General features: G+C 73.9%; 19 protein-coding genes. 7 read left to right on the plus strand and 12 right to left on the minus strand.

The genetic code is table 11. From position 1 onward, the window contains the following. Positions 1-132 precede the first annotated feature (132 nt). Positions 133-1,014: a menaquinone biosynthetic enzyme MqnA/MqnD family protein gene (locus tag ACZ7KX_RS37505; protein WP_470330450.1), complete on the minus strand. Its 882-nt coding sequence runs from the start codon at positions 1,012-1,014 to the stop codon at positions 133-135. A 428-nt stretch (positions 1,015-1,442) separates the two neighbouring features. Here ACZ7KX_RS37505 and ACZ7KX_RS37510 point away from each other — a divergent pair, with 428 nt between their 5' ends. Then, positions 1,443-1,646, plus strand: coding sequence for a cold-shock protein (locus tag ACZ7KX_RS37510; RefSeq protein ID WP_045692393.1), 204 nt, complete (start codon positions 1,443-1,445; stop codon positions 1,644-1,646). A 243-nt stretch (positions 1,647-1,889) separates the two neighbouring features. On the opposite strand, the gene ACZ7KX_RS37515 is transcribed toward ACZ7KX_RS37510, so the two are convergent. Further along, a complete protein-coding gene (locus tag ACZ7KX_RS37515; RefSeq protein ID WP_470330431.1) occupies positions 1,890-3,233 on the minus strand; it encodes a dicarboxylate/amino acid:cation symporter in 1,344 nt (447 codons plus the stop codon). A gap of 463 nt (positions 3,234-3,696) precedes the next feature. Here ACZ7KX_RS37515 and ACZ7KX_RS37520 point away from each other — a divergent pair, with 463 nt between their 5' ends. Further along, the gene (locus ACZ7KX_RS37520) at positions 3,697-4,908 is read left to right on the plus strand and encodes an MFS transporter (RefSeq protein WP_470330432.1); all 1,212 of its coding nucleotides are present in this window, start codon (positions 3,697-3,699) and stop codon (positions 4,906-4,908) included. Positions 4,909-5,006: 98 nt separating this feature from the next. On the opposite strand, the gene ACZ7KX_RS37525 is transcribed toward ACZ7KX_RS37520, so the two are convergent. The 4 genes from ACZ7KX_RS37525 to ACZ7KX_RS37540 form a co-directional block, all read right to left on the minus strand. Next, positions 5,007-6,131 carry a LacI family DNA-binding transcriptional regulator gene (locus tag ACZ7KX_RS37525; protein WP_470330433.1) on the minus strand — a complete coding sequence of 375 codons (1,125 nt, stop codon included), beginning with the start codon at positions 6,129-6,131 and terminating at the stop codon, positions 5,007-5,009. Positions 6,132-6,195: 64 nt separating this feature from the next. Then, the gene (locus ACZ7KX_RS37530) at positions 6,196-6,540 is read right to left on the minus strand and encodes a DUF4229 domain-containing protein (RefSeq protein WP_350524919.1); all 345 of its coding nucleotides are present in this window, start codon (positions 6,538-6,540) and stop codon (positions 6,196-6,198) included. A 184-nt stretch (positions 6,541-6,724) separates the two neighbouring features. Beyond that, entirely contained in the window at positions 6,725-7,252 is a 528-nt protein-coding gene (locus ACZ7KX_RS37535; protein ID WP_470330434.1) for a GNAT family N-acetyltransferase, read from the minus strand. A gap of 10 nt (positions 7,253-7,262) precedes the next feature. Beyond that, positions 7,263-8,732 carry an MFS transporter gene (locus ACZ7KX_RS37540; protein WP_470330435.1) on the minus strand — a complete coding sequence of 490 codons (1,470 nt, stop codon included), beginning with the start codon at positions 8,730-8,732 and terminating at the stop codon, positions 7,263-7,265. Positions 8,733-8,851: 119 nt separating this feature from the next. On the opposite strand from ACZ7KX_RS37540, the gene ACZ7KX_RS37545 reads away from it, so the two are divergent. After that, positions 8,852-9,823, plus strand: coding sequence for a GlxA family transcriptional regulator (locus ACZ7KX_RS37545; RefSeq protein ID WP_470330436.1), 972 nt, complete (start codon positions 8,852-8,854; stop codon positions 9,821-9,823). A 491-nt stretch (positions 9,824-10,314) separates the two neighbouring features. On the opposite strand, the gene ACZ7KX_RS37550 is transcribed toward ACZ7KX_RS37545, so the two are convergent. Beyond that, the gene (locus ACZ7KX_RS37550) at positions 10,315-10,794 is read right to left on the minus strand and encodes an ATP-binding protein (RefSeq protein ID WP_470330437.1); all 480 of its coding nucleotides are present in this window, start codon (positions 10,792-10,794) and stop codon (positions 10,315-10,317) included. Positions 10,795-11,496: 702 nt separating this feature from the next. On the opposite strand from ACZ7KX_RS37550, the gene ACZ7KX_RS37555 reads away from it, so the two are divergent. Both ACZ7KX_RS37555 and ACZ7KX_RS37560 read left to right on the plus strand, forming a co-directional pair. After that, complete coding sequence (locus ACZ7KX_RS37555; RefSeq protein ID WP_350524915.1) at positions 11,497-12,072, plus strand: sigma-70 family RNA polymerase sigma factor; 576 nt, start codon at positions 11,497-11,499, stop codon at positions 12,070-12,072. Next, on the plus strand, positions 12,069-13,286 hold the full coding sequence (locus ACZ7KX_RS37560; RefSeq protein WP_470330438.1) for a zf-HC2 domain-containing protein: 1,218 nt from the start codon (positions 12,069-12,071) through the stop codon (positions 13,284-13,286). The genes ACZ7KX_RS37555 and ACZ7KX_RS37560 overlap by 4 nt, the downstream gene beginning before the upstream one ends. Positions 13,287-13,289: 3 nt before the next feature. Here the strand turns inward: ACZ7KX_RS37560 and purU are convergent, their stop codons facing one another. Then, the gene (gene purU, locus ACZ7KX_RS37565; RefSeq protein WP_350524913.1) at positions 13,290-14,156 is read right to left on the minus strand and encodes a formyltetrahydrofolate deformylase; all 867 of its coding nucleotides are present in this window, start codon (positions 14,154-14,156) and stop codon (positions 13,290-13,292) included. A gap of 129 nt (positions 14,157-14,285) precedes the next feature. Beyond that, positions 14,286-14,720, minus strand: a complete 435-nt coding sequence (locus ACZ7KX_RS37570; protein ID WP_470330439.1) for an SCO4402 family protein — start codon at positions 14,718-14,720, stop codon at positions 14,286-14,288. Positions 14,721-14,976: 256 nt separating this feature from the next. Here ACZ7KX_RS37570 and ACZ7KX_RS37575 point away from each other — a divergent pair, with 256 nt between their 5' ends. Next, the gene (locus ACZ7KX_RS37575) at positions 14,977-16,281 is read left to right on the plus strand and encodes an ABC transporter substrate-binding protein (RefSeq protein WP_470330440.1); all 1,305 of its coding nucleotides are present in this window, start codon (positions 14,977-14,979) and stop codon (positions 16,279-16,281) included. A gap of 43 nt (positions 16,282-16,324) precedes the next feature. Here the strand turns inward: ACZ7KX_RS37575 and ACZ7KX_RS37580 are convergent, their stop codons facing one another. Both ACZ7KX_RS37580 and ACZ7KX_RS37585 read right to left on the minus strand, forming a co-directional pair. Beyond that, entirely contained in the window at positions 16,325-17,545 is a 1,221-nt protein-coding gene (locus ACZ7KX_RS37580; RefSeq protein ID WP_470330441.1) for a hypothetical protein, read from the minus strand. A 177-nt stretch (positions 17,546-17,722) separates the two neighbouring features. Then, positions 17,723-19,099 carry a tetratricopeptide repeat protein gene (locus tag ACZ7KX_RS37585; protein ID WP_350524909.1) on the minus strand — a complete coding sequence of 459 codons (1,377 nt, stop codon included), beginning with the start codon at positions 19,097-19,099 and terminating at the stop codon, positions 17,723-17,725. 315 nt (positions 19,100-19,414) lie between these two features. Here ACZ7KX_RS37585 and ACZ7KX_RS37590 point away from each other — a divergent pair, with 315 nt between their 5' ends. Beyond that, positions 19,415-20,116 (plus strand): bifunctional DNA primase/polymerase, encoded by a 702-nt coding sequence (locus ACZ7KX_RS37590; RefSeq protein WP_350524963.1) that lies wholly within the window; start codon positions 19,415-19,417, stop codon positions 20,114-20,116. Between the two features lie 469 nt (positions 20,117-20,585). On the opposite strand, the gene ACZ7KX_RS37595 is transcribed toward ACZ7KX_RS37590, so the two are convergent. Beyond that, complete coding sequence (locus ACZ7KX_RS37595) at positions 20,586-21,281, minus strand: metal-dependent transcriptional regulator (protein WP_350524908.1); 696 nt, start codon at positions 21,279-21,281, stop codon at positions 20,586-20,588. Positions 21,282-21,285: the final 4 nt, after the last annotated feature.

Genomic DNA, 21,285 nt, shown 5'->3' on the forward strand with positions numbered 1-21,285 from the left:
CGGGTTCGCCCGGCCGCGCGGGCCGCTTCCGGAGCGCCTCCCGCGGGCCACCCGCCGGACGCGCCTCGGGGCAGACCGTACCGGGCCGGGCCGTGCCGGATCAGCCCCGACGACGCGATCGGTGCGAAGGGTTCACGGACCGACCGGCAGCGCGGCCGGCTCCAGCAGCCGCACCGCCACGTCCGGCGCGAAGCCGCTGTCGTGCGCGACCCGCCGGGCGAACTCGGCGACCCCGGCCAGCTGCCGCTCGCCGAGCGAGAAGTCGAGCGCCTCGCTGAAGTAACGCTCCAGCACGTCCGCCCCGAAGGCCTCCCAACGGGCGGCCTGCTCGGCGACCTTGCCGGCCTCCACCAGCGACAGGTCGCGGGACTCCAGGAAGGCCCGGTGCACGGCCGCGGTCAGCTCCGGGCAGCGCTCGGCGAACTCGCGGCGCACCGCCCAGACCGCGAAGACGAACGGCAGGCCGGTCCACTCCTTCCACATCTCGCCGAGGTCGTGGACGGTCAGCCCGAGGTCGGCGGCCTGCCCGAGGTAGGCGCGCAGCGCCGGGTCGCCGATCAGGACGGCGGCGTCGGCCTCGGCGAGCATCGCGCTGAGGTCCGGCGGGCAGCTGAAGTAGTCGGGGCGCACGCCCTCGCGCTCCTCCAGGAGCAGCCGGGCGAGCCGGACCGAGGTGCGGCTGGTGGAGCCGAGGGCGACCCGGCGGCCGTCGAGGTCGGCGAGCGGGACCTTGCTCACGATCAGGCAGGACATCACCGGGCCGTCGCTGCCGACCGCGATGTCGGGCAGGACGAGCAGGTCGTCGGCGTTGCGCAGGTACTCCACGCAGGTGATCGGACCGATGTCCAGGGCACCCTCGACGAGCCGGTCGCTCAGCTTCTCCGGGGTGTCCTTGGTGAGGTCCAGATCGAGCAGATTGCCCGTCCTGGCGAGCCCCCAGTAGAGGGGAACGCAGTTCAGGAACTGAATATGGCCGACCCTGGGCCTGAGCGGGGGGTTCTCTCCGACCGGGATGTTCTGGGGCTCCCGCGTTTGCGCGTCCGGTGTTTGTGCGTCCGGTGCTGCCACTGCGCCGCTCCCTTGCTGTTCGTGCGCCTCCCCGCAGCGTATGCCCGCCGTTCACGGCGGCTCGCACCGGCCACCCGACACGCCCTCACACGCCCCCAACGCCCCTTTCTGCGCCCGCTCCCGGCCTTACGACACGCGCCTTCCGCGCCGCAAGCGACCTCTGGTCGTCACAGCGGCCGCATGCTAGCGTTGCCCTCAGTTGCAGTTTGATTCCCCTTGCAGTACTTGAAGCCTGCGGAGCATGTAACCGCGGGCTTTTTGTAGTTTTTCAGCAATATCGAAAAACTTCGGACTCGTCCGGAGGCAGGGCGATCAGCGCAGCGGACCGGGGGCCACACGGTGTGGTCCCCGACACGCCTCGCAAGGAGAACGGCATGGCCACGGGAACCGTCAAGTGGTTCAACGCTGAGAAGGGCTTCGGCTTCATCGCCCAGGAGGGCGGCGGCCCGGACGTCTTCGTTCACTACTCCGCCATCAACGCGAACGGCTTCCGTTCGCTGGAGGAGAACCAGGCGGTCACCTTCGACGTCACCCAGGGCCCGAAGGGTCCGCAGGCGGAGAACGTCACCGCCGTCTGACCATCCTCTGATGATCTGATCGCTCGGGACCCCGACGGGTCCACCGGCGGCTCCCGACAGCCGTCACCATGAGCACAAGAGCAGTACCCAAGGGGGCCCGCCCGTCGGCGGGCCCCCTGCCTTTTCGAGCGGGACTCGAAGAGGAACGGAGAACGCGGAAGGGCCCTCCCCCGGTGTCGGGGGGAGGGCCCTTCCGCGTAGGTCGACGCGGGTCGAGGTCGACGCGGGTCGAGGTCGGGGGGATCAGGCGGCGGCAGGGCTCGCGACGGCACCCGCGGGGGCACCCGCCGGGGCGTCCTCGTCGTACAGGTCACCCGAGGGGTTGTTGTACGCGGCCACGTCGAGGATCTTCTCCCGCGCGGCCACCACGACCGGCACCAGGACCTGACCGGCGACGTTGGTCGCGGTGCGCATCATGTCCAGGATCGGGTCGATGGCGAGCAGCAGGCCGACGCCCTCCAGCGGCAGGCCCAGGGTGGACAGGGTGAGCGTCAGCATGACGATCGCACCGGTGAGGCCCGCGGTGGCGGCCGAGCCGACCACCGAGACGAAGGCGATGAGGATGTAGTCCTTGATGCCGAGGTCGATGTTGTAGACCTGGGCGACGAAGATCGCAGCGATCGCCGGATAGATCGCGGCGCACCCGTCCATCTTGGTGGTGGCGCCGAACGGCACCGAGAAGGAGGCGTACTCGCTCGGGACGCCGAGGCGCTCGGTGACGCGCCGGGTGACCGGCAGGGTGCCGACCGAGGAGCGCGAGACGAAGGCCAGCTGGATCGCGGGCCAGGCGCCCTTGAAGAAGTGCAGCGGGTTGAGGCCGGCGGCGAAGCGCAGCAGCAGCGAGTAGACGACGAACAGGACCAGCGCGCAGCCGACGTAGATGTCGAGGGTCAGCGTGGCGAAGGGCTTGAGCAGGTCCCAGCCGTACTTGGCGACGGACTTGCCGATCAGGCCGAGGGTGCCGAGCGGGGAGAGTCGGATGACCCACCACAGCGCGGTCTGGGTCAGCTCCAGCACGGACTCGCTGAGCTTGAGGACCGGCTCGGCCTTGGCGCCGAGCTTGATGACCGCCGCGCCGACCACGACCGCCATGAAGACGATCTGCAGCACGTTCACCTTGGCGAAGGCGTCGACGATGTTGGTCGGGAAGATCCCGGTCAGGAAGTCGATCCAGGTGCCCTTGGAGTCGAGCGCCTTGAGGCCCTCGGTCTTCAGGTTGGTGCCCCGGCCGGGGTTGGTCAGCAGGCCCAGGCCCAGGCCGATGCCGACCGCGATCAGCGAGGTGACCATGAACCAGAGCAGCGTGCGGGTGGCGAGCCGGGCCGCGTTGGTGACGTTGCGCAGGTTGGCGACGCTCACCACGATCGCGGTGAACACCAGCGGCGGCACGGCCAGCTTGAGCAGCTGGACGAAGATCTTGCCGATCGTCTCCAGGGTGGTGGCCAGCCAGGAGATGTCGGCGGCGCGGGCCAGGTAGCCGAGGCCGACGCCGAGCACCAGGCCGGCGACGATCTGCACCCAGAACGGTGTCTTGCGGATACGGGCGAGCACGGACGGCGACGAGGTCGCCTCGGGCGCTGTGGACATGGGGCTGCGACTCCGGGGGAGGGCGTGGCTGAACGGTGAGGTGTGGGGCGGAGCGGGCGGCACGGCGCGGGGCCGGACGGAAGGGGTCGGGGCCCCCGGTCAGGGGCGTGCCGCCGACGTACAGCTCAGGGCAGTACAGCGCATGGCGCGACAACGGCGCGGGCTGTCCACAGCACCGGTCAGAGCGCACGGGCGGGCGGCGCCGGGCAGGAGGCCCGGTCCGTGCGTCCGCAGTGCGTCTGAGGCTGACATGGCCGATACGTTAGCAGTAAAGGTTTGAGATGTTCAAAGTACTTGTTTGAGATCGTCCGAAACCCCTCCTTGTCCCGCAGTCGAGGTCCGGACACGAACGACGCTGACGCCCCATCAGTCCGGGCCGACGGCCCGATTGACCGGCGAGCAGTTATACGTATAACCTTGACGACGTCCCCGCCCCCGCCTGCCCAGACCGGAGAAGACGCCGATGGGCTACCTCGCCCTGCTCCGCGCCCCGCACGTGACCCGCCTGCTCCTCGGCACCCTGCTCGGCCGCCTGCCCGCCGGCATGACCGCCCTGGTGATCGCCCTCGCCCTGCGCGAGGCCGGCGCGCCGTACGGGCGGATCGGGCTGGCCACCGCCGCGTACGCGATCTCGGCGGCCGTCGGCGGGCCGGTGCTCGGCCGGATCGTGGACCGCACCGGGCAGCCGCGCGTCCTGCTCGCCTCGGCCGTGGTGGCCGGCGGCGGATACGCACTGCTCGCCCTCGCCCCCGGCTCCGCGCTCGCCGCGCCGGTCGGCGCCGCGGTCGCCGGCCTCGCCATGCCCCCGCTGGAGCCCTGCCTGCGCTCGCTCTGGCCGGACGTCGTCGAGGCCGAGCAGCTCGACACCGCCTACGCCTTCGACTCCGCCTCCCAGCAGATCCTCTACGTCGCCGGGCCGCTGGCCGTCGCCGGGATCGCCGGCCTGTTCAGCCCGGTCGTCGCGCTCTGGGTGGCCGCCGGGCTGGGCCTGGCCGGCGCCCTGATCGTGGCCACCACCGCACCCGCCAGGGCCTGGCGCGCCCCGGTCCGCGAGCACTCCGCCGGACTGCTCGGACCGCTGCGCTCCCCCGGCCTGGTGCTGCTGCTGGTCGGGCTGGCCGGGGCCGGCTGGGCCGTCGGCGCGCAGAACGTGCTGTTCATCGCCTACGCCGAACACCACACCGGTGCACTGCCGGGCGGCGCCGGCACCCTGCTGGCGCTGGCGGCGCTCGGCGGACTGCTCGGCGCGCTCGCCTACGGCGCGGTCAAGTGGCGGCACACCACCGCCACCCGCACCTGGGTGATGGCGCTCGCGATGGCCGCCAGCTACCTGCCGCTGATCGCCCTGCCCGGGCCGTACCCGATGGCCGCGCTGGCCTTCCTCTCCGGGATCATGCTGGCGCCCCTGCTCGCGGCGGCATTCGTGCTGGTCGCCGAGCTGGCGCCGACCGGCACCGTCACCGAGGCCTTCGCCTGGCTGGTCACGCTGTTCGCCACCGGCAACTCGCTCGGCTACGCCGTCTCCGGCAGCCTCGCCGAGAGCTCGCTGCAGTCGGTCGCGCTGTGCGCGGCGGGCGGGATCGCCCTCGGCGGGCTGCTGCTGTTCGGCTCCCGGCGCTGGTTCCACCCGGCGCCGGTCGTACCGGGCGCGGCCCGGCCCGTCCCGGTGGGCTGAGCCCACCCCACGAACGACTGCGCCCACCGGTGGTCTGGCCGGTGGGCGCAGTCCTCTCCCCGGCCGGTCCGGCCGGGCGAACCTCCGGGACCGGGGCGCTACGCCGAGGCCGTGGAGGCCCGCAGCACCAGCGAGGTGGCCAGCGGTGCGACCGGCTCCACCCGCTCCCCGCGCAACAGGCCCGCCAGTGCGGCGGCGCCCGCGCGGCCCAGCTCCTCGCCGGGCAGGTCGACGGTGGTCAGTGGCGGGGCGAGCAGCGCGGCCACCGGGACGTTGTCCATGCCGACCACGGACACGTCCTCCGGCACCCGCAGCCCCAGCTCGGCGGCGGCCTGGTAGACCCCGGAGGCGACCACGTCGTCGTCGCAGATCACCGCGCGCGGCCGGTCCGCCCGCGCCAGCAGCCGGTCCGCCACGGTCCGCGCGGCCCGGTGCCCCTCGTTCAGGCTCACGCCCAACTCCACGACGTCCAGGCCGAGTTCCCGCACCGCCCGCTCGAAGGCGGCCTGTCGCACCCGGAAGGTGTACGCGGAGTGGGTGGAGCGCAGCCGGCCGATCCGGCGGTGGCCGAGCGCGGCCAGGTGCTCGACGGCGGCGCGCATCCCGCCGGCCACGTCGAGCTCGACGGTCGGACGGGTGCGGTCGGTGCCCGGGTCGGCGTCCAGGAAGACGGCGGGGGTGTCGGCGGGCAGCTCGCCGAGCTGGCTGTCGTCCGGGGAGCAGATCAGCAGGCCGTCGAAGCGCCCGGCGGTGGCGGCCTCGGCGAGGGTGGCGCTGCCCCAGCCGGAACTCACCACGACGGCCAGGCCGTTGCGGCCGGCCTCCTGGTGGACGCCGTCCAGCACCCGGCCGAAGAACGGGCCCTGGAGGTTCGGCACGGCGAGCAGGATCATCCCGCTGCGGCCCAGCCGCAGCTGCCGGCCGGCCGCCTGCGGACGGTAGCCGAGGCTGCGGGCGGCCTCCCGGACCCGTTGCCGGGTGGCCTCGGAGACCCGCCGGCCGGCCTCGGCACCGGAGAAGACCAGCGACACGGTGGCCTGGGAGACCCCGGCGAGCCGGGCCACGTCCCGCCCGGTGGGCCGGCGCACGGGGGCCGGCCAGGTCCCGAGCTCGCTCTCGCCGGACGACGAACCGGACGACGAACCGGACGACGAGTCGGGCGACGAACCGGACGGCTGCGCGGACGGCTCGGACTGCAGCCCGACCGGCTGATCGGACGGCACGGGATCCGGGGTGGCGGGCACGGCGGCTGCGGCGGCGGCTCGGCGGTCGGAGGTGGGGCCGGGGTCAGTTCTGCCCGGCGGTCGCCGCGCGGGCGGCGTCGTCGGCGGCGTCCTCCTCGGCGTTCTGCGCGGCGATCCGGTCGGCGGTACGGCTGCGGATCCCGGTGACCTTGCCGCTGATCTGGGCGGACATCTCGTCACGCTGCTTGCTCAGCAGCGCGTAGCTGAGCGGTGCGGAGGCGATCGCGGCCAGCAGGAAGAGGAAGATCACGCCCGCCTCGCCGCTGACCGGAATGATCTGGAAGTGACCGAGCAGCAGGGCCACCAGCAGGCACCCGAGGAAGATGCTGACCCGCATGGAGGTGTAGCGGAGCGTGGCGTGCGACTTTCCCGGGCCGTTGCTGCTCACTGGAACACATCCTTCTCGTTGCGCGGGGCGGGCCGGCGGGGCGGCCGGCGGGGTCGGGGCGGGTCCTCCAGTCAAGCATGCCTGACGGCCGGCGCGGCCGGGGCCCCTCCTGCCCGGGCCCGGACGAGGAGGGCGGGCCGCCCGCCCCGGCCGGCCGCAGCCGCCCGGGGACCGGGGACCGGCATCAGCGCAGATCGAGCCACATCGTGATGTCGTCGCGGTCGTCCCCGGGGGCGACCCGGATCGCGGCCGGCACCCGACCGACCTCGCGGTAGCCGCTGCGGGCGTAGAACTGCTCCAGTCCCAGGCCGCCGCGCGCGGTGAGCCGCAGCGACTGCAGGCCCCACTCCCTGGCGACCCGCTCGGCCTCGGCGAGCAACTCGGCGCCGTGGCCCAGGCCCTGGCAGTCGGGGTGCACCATGACCCGCTTGAGCATCCGCCAGTGCTCCATCGGGCCGAAGCGCATCGACGCGAAGAACAGCACGCCCACCAGCCGGCCGGTGTCGGCGTCGTGCGCGGCCAGCAGGCGGTCCGGACCGTCCGGGCCGACACCGTCGAACTGGTGGTCGGCGGTGTCCCACACCTCCTCCTCGGTGACCGGCGCCACGAAGCCGACCGCGCCGCCGGCGTTGGTCACGTCGGTCCAGAGGCGGACGATCTCCGTCCGCAGGTCGGGGTCGAGCTTGGGATCCAGCGTGAAGGTGAGCGCCATGGAGCGGAGCCTAGACCTCCGCGGTGACAGCCTTCCCGCCGACACCGGCAGCCCCGCCGGCCCCGCCGACCCCGGCAGTACCGGCAGTACCGGCAGTACCGGGAGCACCGGTCGTGCCCGGCCGGTCGGTCCGCCCGGTCCGCAGCGCCAGGCAGAGCCCGACCGCGACCGCGCACAGCCCGCCGGCGCCGTACCAGGTCAGGTCGTAGTTGCCGAGCGCGTCGCGGGCCAGGCCCGCCAGCCCGGCGACGACGGCCGCACCGATCTGGTGGGCGGCCAGGACCCAGCCGAAGACGATCGGGGCGTCCTCGCCGAAGTGCCGGCGGCACAGCGCGACGGTCGGCGGCACGGTGGCGACCCAGTCCAGGCCGTAGAAGACCACGAAGGCCAGGATCGGCGGGTGCAGCGAGCCGGCCAGCAGTTGCGGCAGCAGGAGCAGGGAGAGGCCGCGCAGCCCGTAGTAGACCGTCAGCAGCACCCGGGAGTCGAGCCGGTCGGTGAGCCAGCCGCTGAAGACGGTGCCGATCACGTCGAAGACGCCGATCAGGGCGAGCAGGCTCGCCGCGGTGGTGACCGGCATGCCGTGGTCGTGCGCGGCCGGGATGAAGTGGGTGCCGACCAGGCCGGCGGTGGTGGCGCCGCAGATCGCGAAGGAGCCGGCCAGCAGCCAGAAGGCCCGGGTGCGGGCGGCGGAGCGCAGCACCCGCAGCGAGCGGGCCAGCGCGCGGGTGTCACCGACGGGCGGGGCCGGCGGCTCCTCGGTGGCGCCGTACGGGAGCAGGCCGACGTCGGCGGGCCGCTCGCGCATCAGCAGCAGGACCGGGACGGCGACGGCACTGGCGGCGAGCGAGACCACGACCACGGCCGAGCGCCAGCCGTGCTGTTCGACCAGCCAGGCGCCGACCGGCAGGAAGACCAGGTTCCCGGCCGCGCCGGCGGCGGTCAGCACACCGGTGACCAGGCCCTGGCGCGCCCGGAACCAGCGACCGGTGATGGTGGTGGCGAAGGCGCCGGCCATCGAGCCGCTGCCGAGGCCGACCAGCACGCCCCAGCAGAGCACCAGTTGCCAGGGCTCGCGCATCAGCATGGTGAGCCCGGAGCCGACCGAGATGGTCAGCAGCGCGCAGACCACCACGAGGCGCACCCCGAACCGGTCCATCAGGGCGGCGGCGAACGGGGCGGTGAGGCCGTAGAGGGTCAGGTTGACGGAGGTGGCGCTGGAGATGGTCCCGAGCGACCAGCCGAACTCGTTGTGCAGGGCGTCCATCATCAGGCTCGGAGTGGAGCGGAAGCCGGCCGAGCCGAGCAGGACGAGCAGGGAGACGCCGGCCACCACCCAGGCGTAGTGCACCCGGGGGCGCCCGGCCTGCGCGGCCCATTCGGGACCGGCCGGCCGTGCGGCAGCCGGATCGGGAACGGTCGGGTCGGAGTCGGCCGGATCGGGGAGGGGCGTGGGGGCGAGGGCGCTGCGTTCGGTCACGCGACGAGTGTCCCGGGCTGCCGCACCCCGGACGAGTGGCCTGGATGACAGCTTTCGCAAGGATCGGGCCACGACCCGGCGTACGCTGTCCCGGACCCACCGACACCCGAGGGGACCTCATGGCGCACCTGGTCGCGGTACTCGCCCTGGAGGGCGTGATCGCCTTCGAACTCGGCATCCCGGCCCGCATCTTCGGCGGCGCCAAGGACCCGGCCGGACGGCCCTTCTACGAGGTGGCCACCTGCACCCTGGACGGGCGGCCGGTCGCCACCAGCGCCGACTTCCGGGTCGCCGTCGACCACGGTCCCGAACTCCTGGAACGGGCCGACACGGTGGTCATCCCGGCCTCCGCCGACTCCAGCCCGGCGGTCGCCGACGCCTGCTTCACCCCCGCACTGGCCGCCGCGCTGGCCCGGATCCGGCCCGGCACCCGGCTGATGTCGATCTGCACCGGCTCGTTCATCCTGGCCGCCGCCGGCTTGCTGGACGGCCGCCCGGCCACCACCCACTGGCGGTACACCGACCGCTTCGCCCGGCTGTTCCCCGAGGTGCGGCTCGACCCGGACGTGCTCTACACCGACGACGGCGACATCCTCACCTCCGGCGGGGTCGCCGCCGGAGTGGACCTCTGCCTGCACGTGGTGCGCCGCGACCACGGCAGCGCGGTGGCCAACGCGGTGGCCCGCAACTGCCTGGTGCCGCCGTGGCGCGAGGGCGGCCAGAAGCAGTACGTGGAGGCCCCGAGCCCGCTGGACGCCGGCGACCACGGCACCACCGCGGTGCGCGCCTGGGCGCTGGAGCACCTGGACCGGCCGCTCACCCTGCGCCTCCTCGCCGACCGGGCGGGCATGAGCGTACGGACCTTCACCCGGCGGTTCCGCGAGGAGACCGGCGCCAGCCCCGGCCAGTGGATCACCACCCAGCGCACCGAGCGGGCCCGCCAGCTGCTGGAACGCACCGATCTGACGATCGACCAGGTCGCCCGGGAGTCCGGTTTCGGCACCGCCGCCTCGTTGCGGCTGCAACTGCGCGGCCGCCTCGACGTGGCGCCCAGCGCCTACCGGCGCACCTTCCGCGCCGCCCCCCGGTAGTCCGCGGGCAGGCCCGCCGGCGGGCTCGTCGACGGATCCGCCGGCGACAGCACGAGCAAGGCACGGGCAGCGCACGGGCAACGCACGGGCAAGGCAGGGACAAGGTCCCGGAACCGGCCCCGGTGGTGGCCGGATTCCGCTGCTCCACGGAGACGCAGTGGATGGCGGCAGGCCGCGCGCACCCCGAGCACGGCACGGCACACCGCCATCCAACCGCGACGCGCGGGCCCTGAACCCGCGCCGCGGCCTCCGCACTCGCCGAGGAACGGTCCGCGACCGGCTGTCCGCGGCCCCCTCGCTGACACGATCCCCCTGGACAGCGGCACCGCGGCGGTGGACGGACGAACCCCTCGGCGTCCCCTCGCGTCGGAGAGCCGCACCCAAGCGTGATCAGTCGGATACGTCACGTCAATGGGTAGTCGGAAATTCGGAATGGTTGCGTCACCTTTCGGCCGGTGATCGCCACGGCGCCGCGGCCACCGGGAAAGCCGCTATTGCGCCAAAGCCGCCCAGTCCACGTCGGCCAGCGGATCGGCCGGCCGGGCGTCGGCACCGATCTCGCACCAGACCCGCTTGCCCGAGCCGTCCGGGTACCAGCCCCAGCGCTCGCAGAGCAGCTCGACCAGCTCCAGGCCGCGCCCGTTGGTCGCGTCCTCGTCGGCCCCGGCGTGCCGCGGTGCGGGGGCGGCCCGGCTCGCGTCGGCGACCTCCACCCGCAGCGGGGCGACCGACCCGCTCGCCTCCCGCGGCTCCTCCTCGGCCATCGGCAGGCAGAGCCGCAGCACCGCCGGACAGCCGGTGTGCACCACGGCGTTGGTCACCAGCTCCGAGACCACCAGCACCACCGTCTCGGCCATCGGCGCGTCCGGGTCCACCCCGTGGTTCAGCAGCCGCGAGCGCACCCACCGACGGGCCCGGCCGACCTCGGCGGGGTCCGCCTGCACCGCAAGCTGTACCTGAAGAACCTGCACCGCTCCACCACCCGCACTCGCAGTTCGGCCTAAGTCCCGATCGGGCCGGATCGACCGGCCGGCGGGCCCTCGCACTCCGCCCGGCGCCACCCGGGCCGCACCCGGGCGACCGCCCGGTCCGTCCACCCGCGCCCACTCGTCCGCGCCGACTCGTCGGTCGCGCACCGGCCGCGACACGAATACGCCTCAGGATGAGCGGGCCGACGGACCGCAGCAAGCGCTTCGGGCATATTCCGGCGATCGGGGGACAGGGCAGTGCATACTGTCCCGCTCACTCTCACGAGCCTCGTACCGGCGCTCGTCCGGCCCGGGCCGAACCACCGGTCCCAGCGGGCGCGCCCGGCTGCTCGCGCGGATCCGGCGCGGGTCGTCGGCCACGCCCTGGTCCGGAACCTACCGCCGGACACCCCCGGCGCCCCGCCCGCCACTCGCGAACCACCCGTGCGACATATGTCCAGCGGGTCTCGAACAGCGGCATCGGCGGACGGTCCCACGAACGGACCGTCGCACCATGTGACCGTCCCCGCCCGATCGACGGTCCACGCCCGGCCGACGGTCCGCCCTCGCCGACGGTCCACGGCGATCCCGCGATGCCGCGATCCGCGAGGACCGGTTCCGTTCTTGCCGGATTCCGTCCACCGCGGACCGGCCGCAAGATACCGTTGGGTAAGCCAGCGACCCCGGGCAGGAGGGTGGTTCCCGATGGCCACCCCGGAGCGGCCCCCGCGCTGGGACGAGCAACTGCAACGCCGCCTCGCGCGCGGCGAGGAGACGGCGCTCGGCGAACTCTACGACCAGCTCGCGCCGATGGTGCACGGCCTGGCCGGACGGATACTGGCCGACCAGGCCGCCGCCGCCCAGCTGACCCGGGAGATCTTCGCCCACGTCTGGGAGCACCCCGAGGACTTCGACCCCGCCGAGGGCACCCTGCGCTCCTGGCTCGGCGCCCTCACCCACCGCCGCGCCGTCGAACGGCTGCGGGCGCGGCGGGCCGCCGAGCACGGGCCGGGCGGCGACCTCCGGGGCGCCGAGGCGGAGATCCGCGCCGTGGCCACCGCCGCGCGCATCCAGTACGTGGTCGACTCCCTGCCCCAACCCCTGCGTGAGACCATCGCGGTGACGTACTACGACGGCCGCACCTACCGGGAGACGGCCCGGCTGCTCGGCATCAGCGAGCAGGCCGCCAAGCAGCGGATGCGGCTCGGACTGGAGCTGCTGGCCACCGAACTGGCCGAGGAGCGCGCCCGCCAGGACGAAGCCGGGGACGGGGAGACGTGAGCAGCACTGAGGAGCAGCACGACGCCCTGCGCTCGCTGCTCGGCGCCTGGGCCCTCGGTGCCTGTCCGACCCGCGACGCCGCCGACCTGGAACAGCACCTGCGCGGCTGCCCGGAGTGCGCCGAGGAGGGCGCCCGACTGCGCGACGCGGCCGGCTGGCTCTCCCTGGACGAGCCGCTGGACCAGCCCGGCTCGCTGCGCCAGCAGGTGCTCGACTGGTGCCTGTCCCGCCGACCGGCCGAACTGCCCGTCCCGGCCTGGGGCATGCCGTACACCGCGGAAACCGCCAAGCTCGACGCGCTGCTGCGCGACCTCGGCCCGGAGGAGTGGCAGGAGGTGGCCGAACTGCCGTGGCACGGCGGCACCGAGCGGCTGCGCCCGGCCGAGGTGCTCTCCCGACTGACCGCGGTGGACGGCTTCCTGGCGCTCGCCCTCGGCCTGCCCGACCCGGTGCCCGCCGCCCCGGGCGCCGCCGCCGCGGCCACCGGACGACGGGTGCCGCCGCAGGACCCGGCCGGGCCGCCCGCGGCGCCGCGCGTCCCGCCGCAGGGCGGCCGGTACGCCGCGATCACGGCGCGCACCGCCCGGCTGCTCGGCGACCAGGGCGCCCTGCCCCCGCAGTCGGTGCGCTCCCGGTGGCGGCGGCAGACCCACGACCTGGTCCGCAGCGCCGCGCTCGCCCCGCAGGGAAACGCCCCGGTCGACTACGGCTGCGCGGTGCTGCCGCTGCGCGACGCCTTCGTGGACCGCGCCCTGGAGTGCTACGTGCACGGCGAGGACGTGGCCCGCGCGGTCGCCTACCCGTACGACCCGCCGGCGCCGCAGCACCTGCGGCAGATGGTGGAGTTGGTGGTCCGGCTGCTCCCCCGGGCGCTGGCCGGCCTGCGCGCCGCCCGTCCCGAGCACGCCGGGGCGCCGGTCGCGCGGGACGGCGGGCACCCGGCCGCCCGTCGGCTGCGGCTGGTGGTCGACGGCCCGGCGAGCGGCGAGTGGCTGGTCCCGTTGGACTCCGCCGACGGCACGGGCGGCACCGGCAGCCCGGACGCGGGGCCGCTCGGCGGGGAGCCGGTGGCGTCGATGGTGCTGGACGGCCTGGAGCTCTGCCTGCTGGCCGCCGCGCACCGCGACCCGGACCGGCTGCCGGTCGGCGAGCACGGTGACCGGGCCGCGGTGCGCGAGGTGCTGCACGCGCTCCCGCTGCTGTCCCGGCCCTGAGGCTCAGGCGAAGACGACGGTACGGGCGCCGTCGAGCAGGACCCGGTGCTCGCTGTGCCACTTCACCGCGCGGGCCAGCGCCTGGCACTCGACGTCCCGGCCGAGCGCGACCAGCTGGTCCGGGCTGACGTCGTGGGTGACCCGGGCCACCTCCTGCTCGATGATCGGGCCCTCGTCCAGGTCGGCCGTGACGTAGTGCGCGGTGGCGCCGATCAGCTTCACCCCGCGGGCGTGCGCCTGGTGGTACGGCTTGGCGCCCTTGAAGCTCGGCAGGAAGGAGTGGTGGATGTTGATCACGCGGCCGGACAGCTCGGTGCACAGCTGGTCGGAGAGCACCTGCATGTAGCGGGCCAGCACGACCAGTTCGACCTGCTCCTCGGCGACCAGGTCGAGCAGCCGCTGCTCGGCCTGCTCCTTGGTGTCCTTGGTGACCGGGATGTGGTGGAACGGGATCCCGTAGCCCTCGGTCAGGTCCTGCAGGTCGGTGTGGTTGGAGACCACCGCGACGATCTCCACCGGCAGCGCGCCGATCCGGGTGCGGTACAGCAGGTCGTTCAGGCAGTGCCCGAACTTGCTGACCATGAGGATGATCCGCATCCGCTCCTCGGTCGGGTGGAGCTGCCAGTCCATCCCGAAGGAGGCGCCGATCGCGGCGAAGCTGGCCCGCAGCTTGTCCGCGGTGACCGGCTCGGGGGCGGAGAAGTGCACCCGCATGAAGAAGAGTCCGCTGTCGGCGTCCCCGAACTGCTGGCTGTCGATGATGTTGCAGCCGGTCATGAAGAGGTAGCTGGAGACAGCGTGGACGATGCCCTGCTTGTCGGGGCAGGACAGCGTGAGGACGTACTGGGCGCCGGCCGGCTGCTGTTCCACGTGGGGGTATCCCGTTCTGAGTTCGTGGCGTGCGGTGGACGGTCCAGCGTGTCACATCCTGGACAGCCGCCGCCCCGCTGCCCGTACTGCGGGACGGCTCCGTCCGACCGGGGCCGCCGCCCCCGCGGGTCAGACCTGGGTGAGGATGCGCAGCACGTCCAGCGACTTGGGCGCCGCGTCCGGGTCGTCCCCGTCGCCCACGGCCAGCAGCACGTGCGCCTCGCGGGCGGCCCGGACGGTCTCCGGCCAGCCGGGGTGGCCGAGGTAGGCGGAGGCCGGGGCGTCCGCACCCACCTCGTGCAGCATCTGCACCGCGCGCAGCACCGCGACGTCGACCAGCGCGGCCTCGGCCGGGTCCCGGAAGATCGTGCCCACGTACTTCTCGGCGGACCAGCGGTCCAGCCAGGTGTCCTCGACCAGCCGGTAGACGGCGTCGGTCACGTCCCCGTAGCCCTCCCGGCCGGCCAGCCAGGCCTCCTGCTGGAAACCGGGGTCGGACAGCATGTGCAGCGCCGAGCGCAGTCGGGCTCGCCAGCGCCACCAGGGCAGGTCGTTGAGCGGCATGCCGCCCATGGTGCTGGAGCGGTGCCCCGGACGAGAAGGGTTTCGGGCGGACCGGTGCGAAGAATCTGTGCTGGCGGACATGGTCAACGATCGTACGTTCCTCGTCCGTTCGTACTCCACTCCGGAATCTACACGCGTACTCCACCGGATTTCAGCCTTCGTTTTCCGATCGTTCACACTTCGGCCCTCTCGGCTTGCGGCACCGGGGCTTGGCTGATTCCGGTGCGCCGGAGTGCGCCCCAGAGAGGGAAGACCGATGACCAGCCGAAGGGACTCGTTCCGGGCCCGTCCGCCGATCGGGCGGCGCCGCCGCCGACGTCCGATCGCCGCCGCCGCGACAGCTGCGGCGCTGCTCCCCGCCCTCTTCTCGGCCTCCGCGTGCGGCGGACCGGCCGATGCCTCCAGCAGCGGCGGCGGCGAGCTGACCGTGATGACGTGGGCCCCGTCCGGGACCGGCTCCGCCGACCGGCCGGGCATGACCGCGCTCGCCTCCGCGATCGGCCAGGACGTCAACATCAAGGGCGGGCTGAACGGCCGCCGACTGCGGGTGATCACCTGCAACGAGCACAACTCCGCCGACGGCGCCCGCGCCTGCGCCCAGCAGGCGGTGGACGCCAAGGTCGTCGCCGTGATCGGCTCCTACAGCCAGTGGGGCGAGGCCTTCATGCCGGTGCTGGAGCGCGCCGGCATCCCGCTGATCGGCGGGTACGGGCTCTCCCAGCCGGAGTTCGCCAGCCCGCTGTCCTACCCGGTGGACGGCGGCATGCCGGCCCTGATCGCGGGCAACGGCCGCCAGCTGGTGGACGCCGGGTGCAAGAGCGTGGCCCTGGTCCGCCCGGACACCCCGGCCGGCGACAACCTGATCGGCTACCTGGGCACCGCGCTGCGGCCCGCCGGGCTGCGGTTACTGGACGTCAAGGCGCCCGAGAAGTCCTCCGACTACACCCAGGTCGCCCGCAAGGCGATCGGCAAGGACGAGCCGGGCAACTGCATCACCAGCGCGCTGACCGCCGAGCCGACCGGCAACCTGCTGGACTCCTACCGGCGGCTGAACCCGAAGAACACCCGGATCGCCTCGGTGATCGGCAGCGTGCAGCAGTCGGTGGTCGACTCCACCGGCGGCGACTCCGGACCGCTCAGCGGCGCCTACGTCACCAGCTGGTACCCGCCGGAGTCGGCGAAGATCTGGGACGGGCTGCGCGCGGTGGTGCGCGCGGACACCACCGGCGGCAACACCGTCGACGTCTCCGACCCCGGGGTGCAGACCACCTGGGTCGCGTACGAGGTGTTCAGGACGGTGGCGCAGAAGCTGTCGGAGGCCGGCAAGCCGGTCACCCCGAAGTCGATCACCGGGCTGCTGGACGCCGGCGAGGGCATCGACACCGGGATCACCCCGCCGCTGAACTGGGGCACCACGAGCATGCTGCCCAGCACGGCGTCGCCCCGGCTGGTGAACACCTGGGTCACGTACCAGGTGGTCAGGAACGGGCGGATGACCCTGCAGCAGCCGGGCTTCGTGGACGTCCGCTGGGTGCTCGCCGGGGGCCGTCCGCCGGCGTGACGCGCGCCCGGGCCGGTCGGCCGCCCGCGCCCGTCGGCCCCGGCTACAGGTCGCCGTCGCTGCGCGACGGCAGACCGGTCTGGCCGGCGATCGTGTTCCAGAGCGTGGAGGCCTGCTTCTTCGCGTTGGTCGCGGTGCCGCTGGCCTGGACGGCGTTCTTGTAGTGCTGGTTGTCCTGCTTCTTCGCGTCGCAGGAGGCCTGCGCGTCCTGCGCCCACGCCGCGTACTCGTCGTCGGCCTGGGCCGAGGCGGCCCAGGCCGCGTTCAGCTGCTCGACCAGCTGCTGGCCGCCGGGCAGCTTGTCCGTCTTCAGCTGGCCCAGCTTGGTCTGCAGCTCGCGGCGCTTGCCGGCCGCGGCGGTGAGGGCCTGCTGGGAGTCGGGCAGCTTGTCGCACTTCTGCACCGAGGCGACAGCGGAGACCACCGAGCTGCGGCTGTCGCTCGCGGTGCCCAGCAGGTCCGACAGCGGCTGCGCCTGCGCCTTGACGTCCGGGTCGACGGCGGTGCCGGAGCCGCTCGCGCTCGCCGTCGCGGGGGCCGTGCCGGCGGTGGTCGCGGCCACCGGGGTGGCCTTCCCGCCGCCCTTGGTGTCGTCGCCGCCGCTCATCAGGACGGCGACCAGGATGCCGGCCGCCGCGCAGCCCGCCACCACCCCGCCGATGATCAGCTTGTTGGACGGGCGACCGCCGCGGACGGACCCGCCGCCCTGGGTCGCGTCGAAGCCCTGCCCGCGGTCCGGGGCGTAGCCCTGGTTGTAGTCCTGCGCCGGGTAGGCCGGCTGGGGGTGCGCGACGGGGCTCGCGACCGGCGGGTACCCGTAGCCGGGTGCGGACTGCTGCTGCGGCGGGAAGCCCGGCTGGGTCTGCGGCGCGGGGTAACCGCCCCCCTGCGGATCGCCGACCGGGTACGGCGGCAGGTACTGGGTCTCCGGGGCCGGGTCGCCCTGCGGGACGCCGTACCCGGGCTGCGGCGCACCCCACGGCGCGCCCGGCGCGGGCATCGCCTGGCCCGGCATCGGCTGGGCGGGCACGGCCTGGGTCGGCAGCGCGTGCGCGCCCTCGCCGAGGTACTCCGGCTGCCCGGACGGCTGCCCCACCGGCGGCACCGCCGAGTGCCCCTGCGGCTGCCCCGGCTGACCCTGGAACTGCGGCTGACCCTGGAACTGCGGCTGGCCCGGCTGGCCCTGCGGCTGGCCGGGCTCGGGGCGGAACAGGTCGTCCAGGTTGAAATCACCCGAGTTGGGGTACGAGCGGCGCTGACTCAACGCGATTCCTCACCTGTGCAGGACCGCGCGCTGACGGCGGACCACATCTCGTCGGTTCTTGGGAGCATCACAGTTCCTTGGACGTCGCGCCCACGCTACCGGTTCGCCTCACCAGGTGACCACGTGGGCGGGACATCCGTCACGCTCCCTGCACAGACGGTACGGGTCCGCCGCTGGTCAGGCCGCCTCCGCGTCAGCTCTGGCGTGGAACTCCCGGACCACCCGCTGCTCCCGGTAGGGCTCCAGCCGGCGCCGGAACTCGTCCAGGTACTCCACGCCCCGGTTGGAGCGCAGCCCGCTCAGCAGCCGGACGGCCTGGGTGCCCGTCTCGCAGGCGCGTTCCAGGTCCCGCTGCTGCAGCTGGGCGGTGGCCAGCAGCACCAGGTCCACCGCGCGGCGCCGGACGCGGGTCGGCGGGTGCAGGTCGAGCGCCCGGCGGGCGTAGTGCTCGGCCTGGCCGGCCTGCTCCAGGTCCCGGTGGCAGTGGGCCAGCTCGTCCGCGAGGTAGGCGTCGTCGAAGTGGACGATCCAGTCCGGGTCGTCCTCGGGGCGGCGCTTCTCCATCATCTCCAGCGCCCTGGCCGACACCGCCTCGCAGGAGCGGGCGTCGCCGAGCAGGGCGTGGCCGCGGGCCTCGGCGGCGTAGAACATCGCCATCGCCGTCGGGGTGGCCACCGACCGGGCGCCCTCCTGCGCGGCCCGGGCGAGTTGGGCGATCTCCCGCGGGTTGCCGAGGGTGGCCGCCAGGTGGCTCATCGAGGCGGCCAGCACGTAGCCGCCGTAGCCGCGGTCGTCGGCCGCCTGGGCGAGCCGGAGCGCCTGGATGTAGTAGCGCTGGGCCAGCCCCGGCTGCCCGGTGTCCACCGCCATGTAGCCGGCCAGCTCGGTCAACCGGGCCACCGCGGCGAAGAGTTGGCGGCCGGTCTCCTCCCGGTAGGCACCGCCGAGCAGGCCGGAGACCACCGAGTTGAGGTAGTGCACCACCACCGGGCGCACGTGCCCGCTGCCGAAGCGGTGGTCCAGGTCGACCAGCATCGCGGTGGTCGCCTTGATCGCGGCCACGTCGGTCGGGCCGACCCGGGGACCCCCGGCGCGCGCCACCACCGGGTCCGGCGGGGTGATCAACCAGTCCCGGCTGGGCTCCACCAGCGCGGAAGCGGCGACCGTCGCTCCGGTGAGGAAGTCCCGCCGGCCGACGTCGCTGCGCCAGAGCTCGCAGACCTGCTCCAGGGCGGCGCCCAGCGTCGGGGCGAACTGCAGCCCGATGCCCGAGCTGAGGTTCTTGCCGTCCGCCATGCCGATCTCCTCGACCGACACGCTGCGGCCGAGCTTGCGGCCCAGGGCCTCGGCGATCACCGCCGGGGCCTGCCCGCGCGGCTGCTGACCGCGCAGCCAGCGGGCGACGGAGGTCTTGTCGTACCGCAGGTCCAGACCGTGCTCGGCGCCGCAGAGGTTGACCCTCCGGGCCAGGCCGGCGTTGGAGCAGCTGGCCTCCTGGATCAGTTGCTGCAGACGCTCGTTGGGCTGTCGTGCGACGAGTGGTCTCGCGGCCATTGGGCTTCGCCTCCCCACACCCTCCGGTCCCGGCCGGCGGGCGACGATTCTGCTGATCTGTTGCCGACTGTCCGACCGTCCAAGGAATCTGACACCAGGTTAGCGATCAGCAACGCCAGCGGGATACCCACGGTGACGATCCGCACCCCCCTTGCGCCCTGGGAAATGCTCCCGTGCGCCCCCGCTGCGCCCGCCTTCGGCCGCCCCAACTCGGTTGAGTAACCGGAACGGGTGACATTGCCGGGATGCGCCCAACCGGGCACCTCCGGGCCGTAACCAGGCTCACACACGGTAGTTGAGCAGCGTGTGGAAGACATCCCCGACGCCTCCGGCCAGGACGAGAACGCCGGCCTGCCCCCGCTGCTCATCGAAGCCGTCGGCTACGCCGAGAACCGCCACTGGGAGGTCGCTCCGGGCGCCTGGCTGATCGACGGCGACGGGCCCGCACGCTGCTCCTGCGGCGACCTGCGCTGCACGCTGCCGGGCGCCCATCCGCTGGACGCGGACTGGGCCCGCAAGGCGAGCGCGGGGCCGGGGGCGGTGCGGCGCTGGTGGACCGAGCGGCCCCAGGCCTCGATCCTGCTGCCCACCGGGCGCTCCTTCGACGTCCTGGACGTGCCGGAGACGGCCGGCTGCCTGGCGCTGGCCCGGATGGAGCGGATGGACCTCCAGCTCGGCCCGGTGGCGGTGCTGCCCGCCGCGCCCGGGCGGATCGGCCGCCGGCTCCACTTCCTGGTGCTGCCCGGGGTCGCGGCCAAGCTCCCGGAGATGCTCCGCAAGCTCGGCTGGCCGCCCGGCCGGCTGGACCTGGTCGCCCGCGGCGAGGGGGACTGGACGGTCGCCCCGCCGTCCCGGATCGGCTCCACCGGGTACGCCCAGTGGGCCCGCTCCCCCTCCGCGCTCAACCGCTGGCTGCCCGACGCCGCCGAGCTGATCAGCCCGCTCGCGTACGCCTGCGGACGCGAGGCGCCCGCCCACCGCGCCGCCCCGGCCGCCCAGCCGGCGGCGGTGGGCTGAGCGGGGCCTCCCCCGCCGGTTCACCCTCCCCTGCACGGCCGCCCTACGCCGATCGGGCGAGGGCGTGCACTGCGCGACACCACGCGCGCCAGTGACGGGCCTTGCCTCCCACCGGAGGCGGGGTCCGTCATACGCATGTCCGGATAAGGCTTCCGTCTACCCGCTGGTCAACCGCAGAAGCCCCTCGTACGAGTGACAGCGCTCAAGGATTGCCATGATCGGCCGAGGGGAGGAATTGCGGTGAGGGGGCGCCGGAGGGTCGCTCGGACGGGGAAGCCGGGCGAGGCGCCGGAGGGGAGCAGGGAGGGACGGGAGGGAGCGGAGGGGACGGGGAGGGAACAGGGAGGGAGCGGAGGGGACGGGGAGGACGAGCAGGGCCCGCTGCACGGAACGCAGCGGGCCCTGGTCGTCGTACCGAACGGTGGGGCATCGGGCCGGGCGGGGGAGCCCCGGTCCGGGCGGTGGAACCTCAGGCCTGGGCGACGAAGACGTGCTGGGCGATGTCCTTGCCCAGCTCCGCCGCGTTCTCGCCGCTGCCGACCAGCACGCCGCCGACCACGCCCGCGTTCACCTTGACCGTGGAGCCCGGCCGGACGCCCGCCCGGCGCAGCGTGCTCATCAGCGCACTGTCGGTCTGGATCGGCTCGCCGATCCGGCGGACCACGACGTCGGCACCGGTGTCGCCCGGCTTGACGCTGTCCAGCGGGACGAGACCGGCGTCGAAGCCCTCGCCCTCGGCCTTGGCGTCACCCAGCTCGTCCAGGCCCGGGATGGGGTTGCCGTACGGGGACTGCGTCGGGTGGCCGAGCATGGCGAGCACCTTGCGCTCGACCGTCTCGCTCATGACGTGCTCCCAGCGGCAGGCCTCCTCGTGCACCTGCTCCCACTCCAGCCCGATCACGTCGACGAGCAGGCACTCGGCGATGCGGTGCTTGCGCATGACGCGCACCGCCAGCCGACGGCCCTCCTCGGTGAGTTCGAGGTGACGGTCCCCGGCGACCTGCAGCAGACCGTCGCGCTCCATCCGGCCGACCGTCTGGCTGACCGTGGGCCCGCTCTGTTCCAGGCGCTCCGCGATCCGGGCGCGCATCGGGACGATGCCCTCCTCCTCCAGCTCCAGGATGGTGCGAAGGTACATCTCAGTGGTGTCGATCAGCCCAGACATCGCC

This window comes from Kitasatospora sp. NPDC038210 (genome assembly GCF_055600605.1).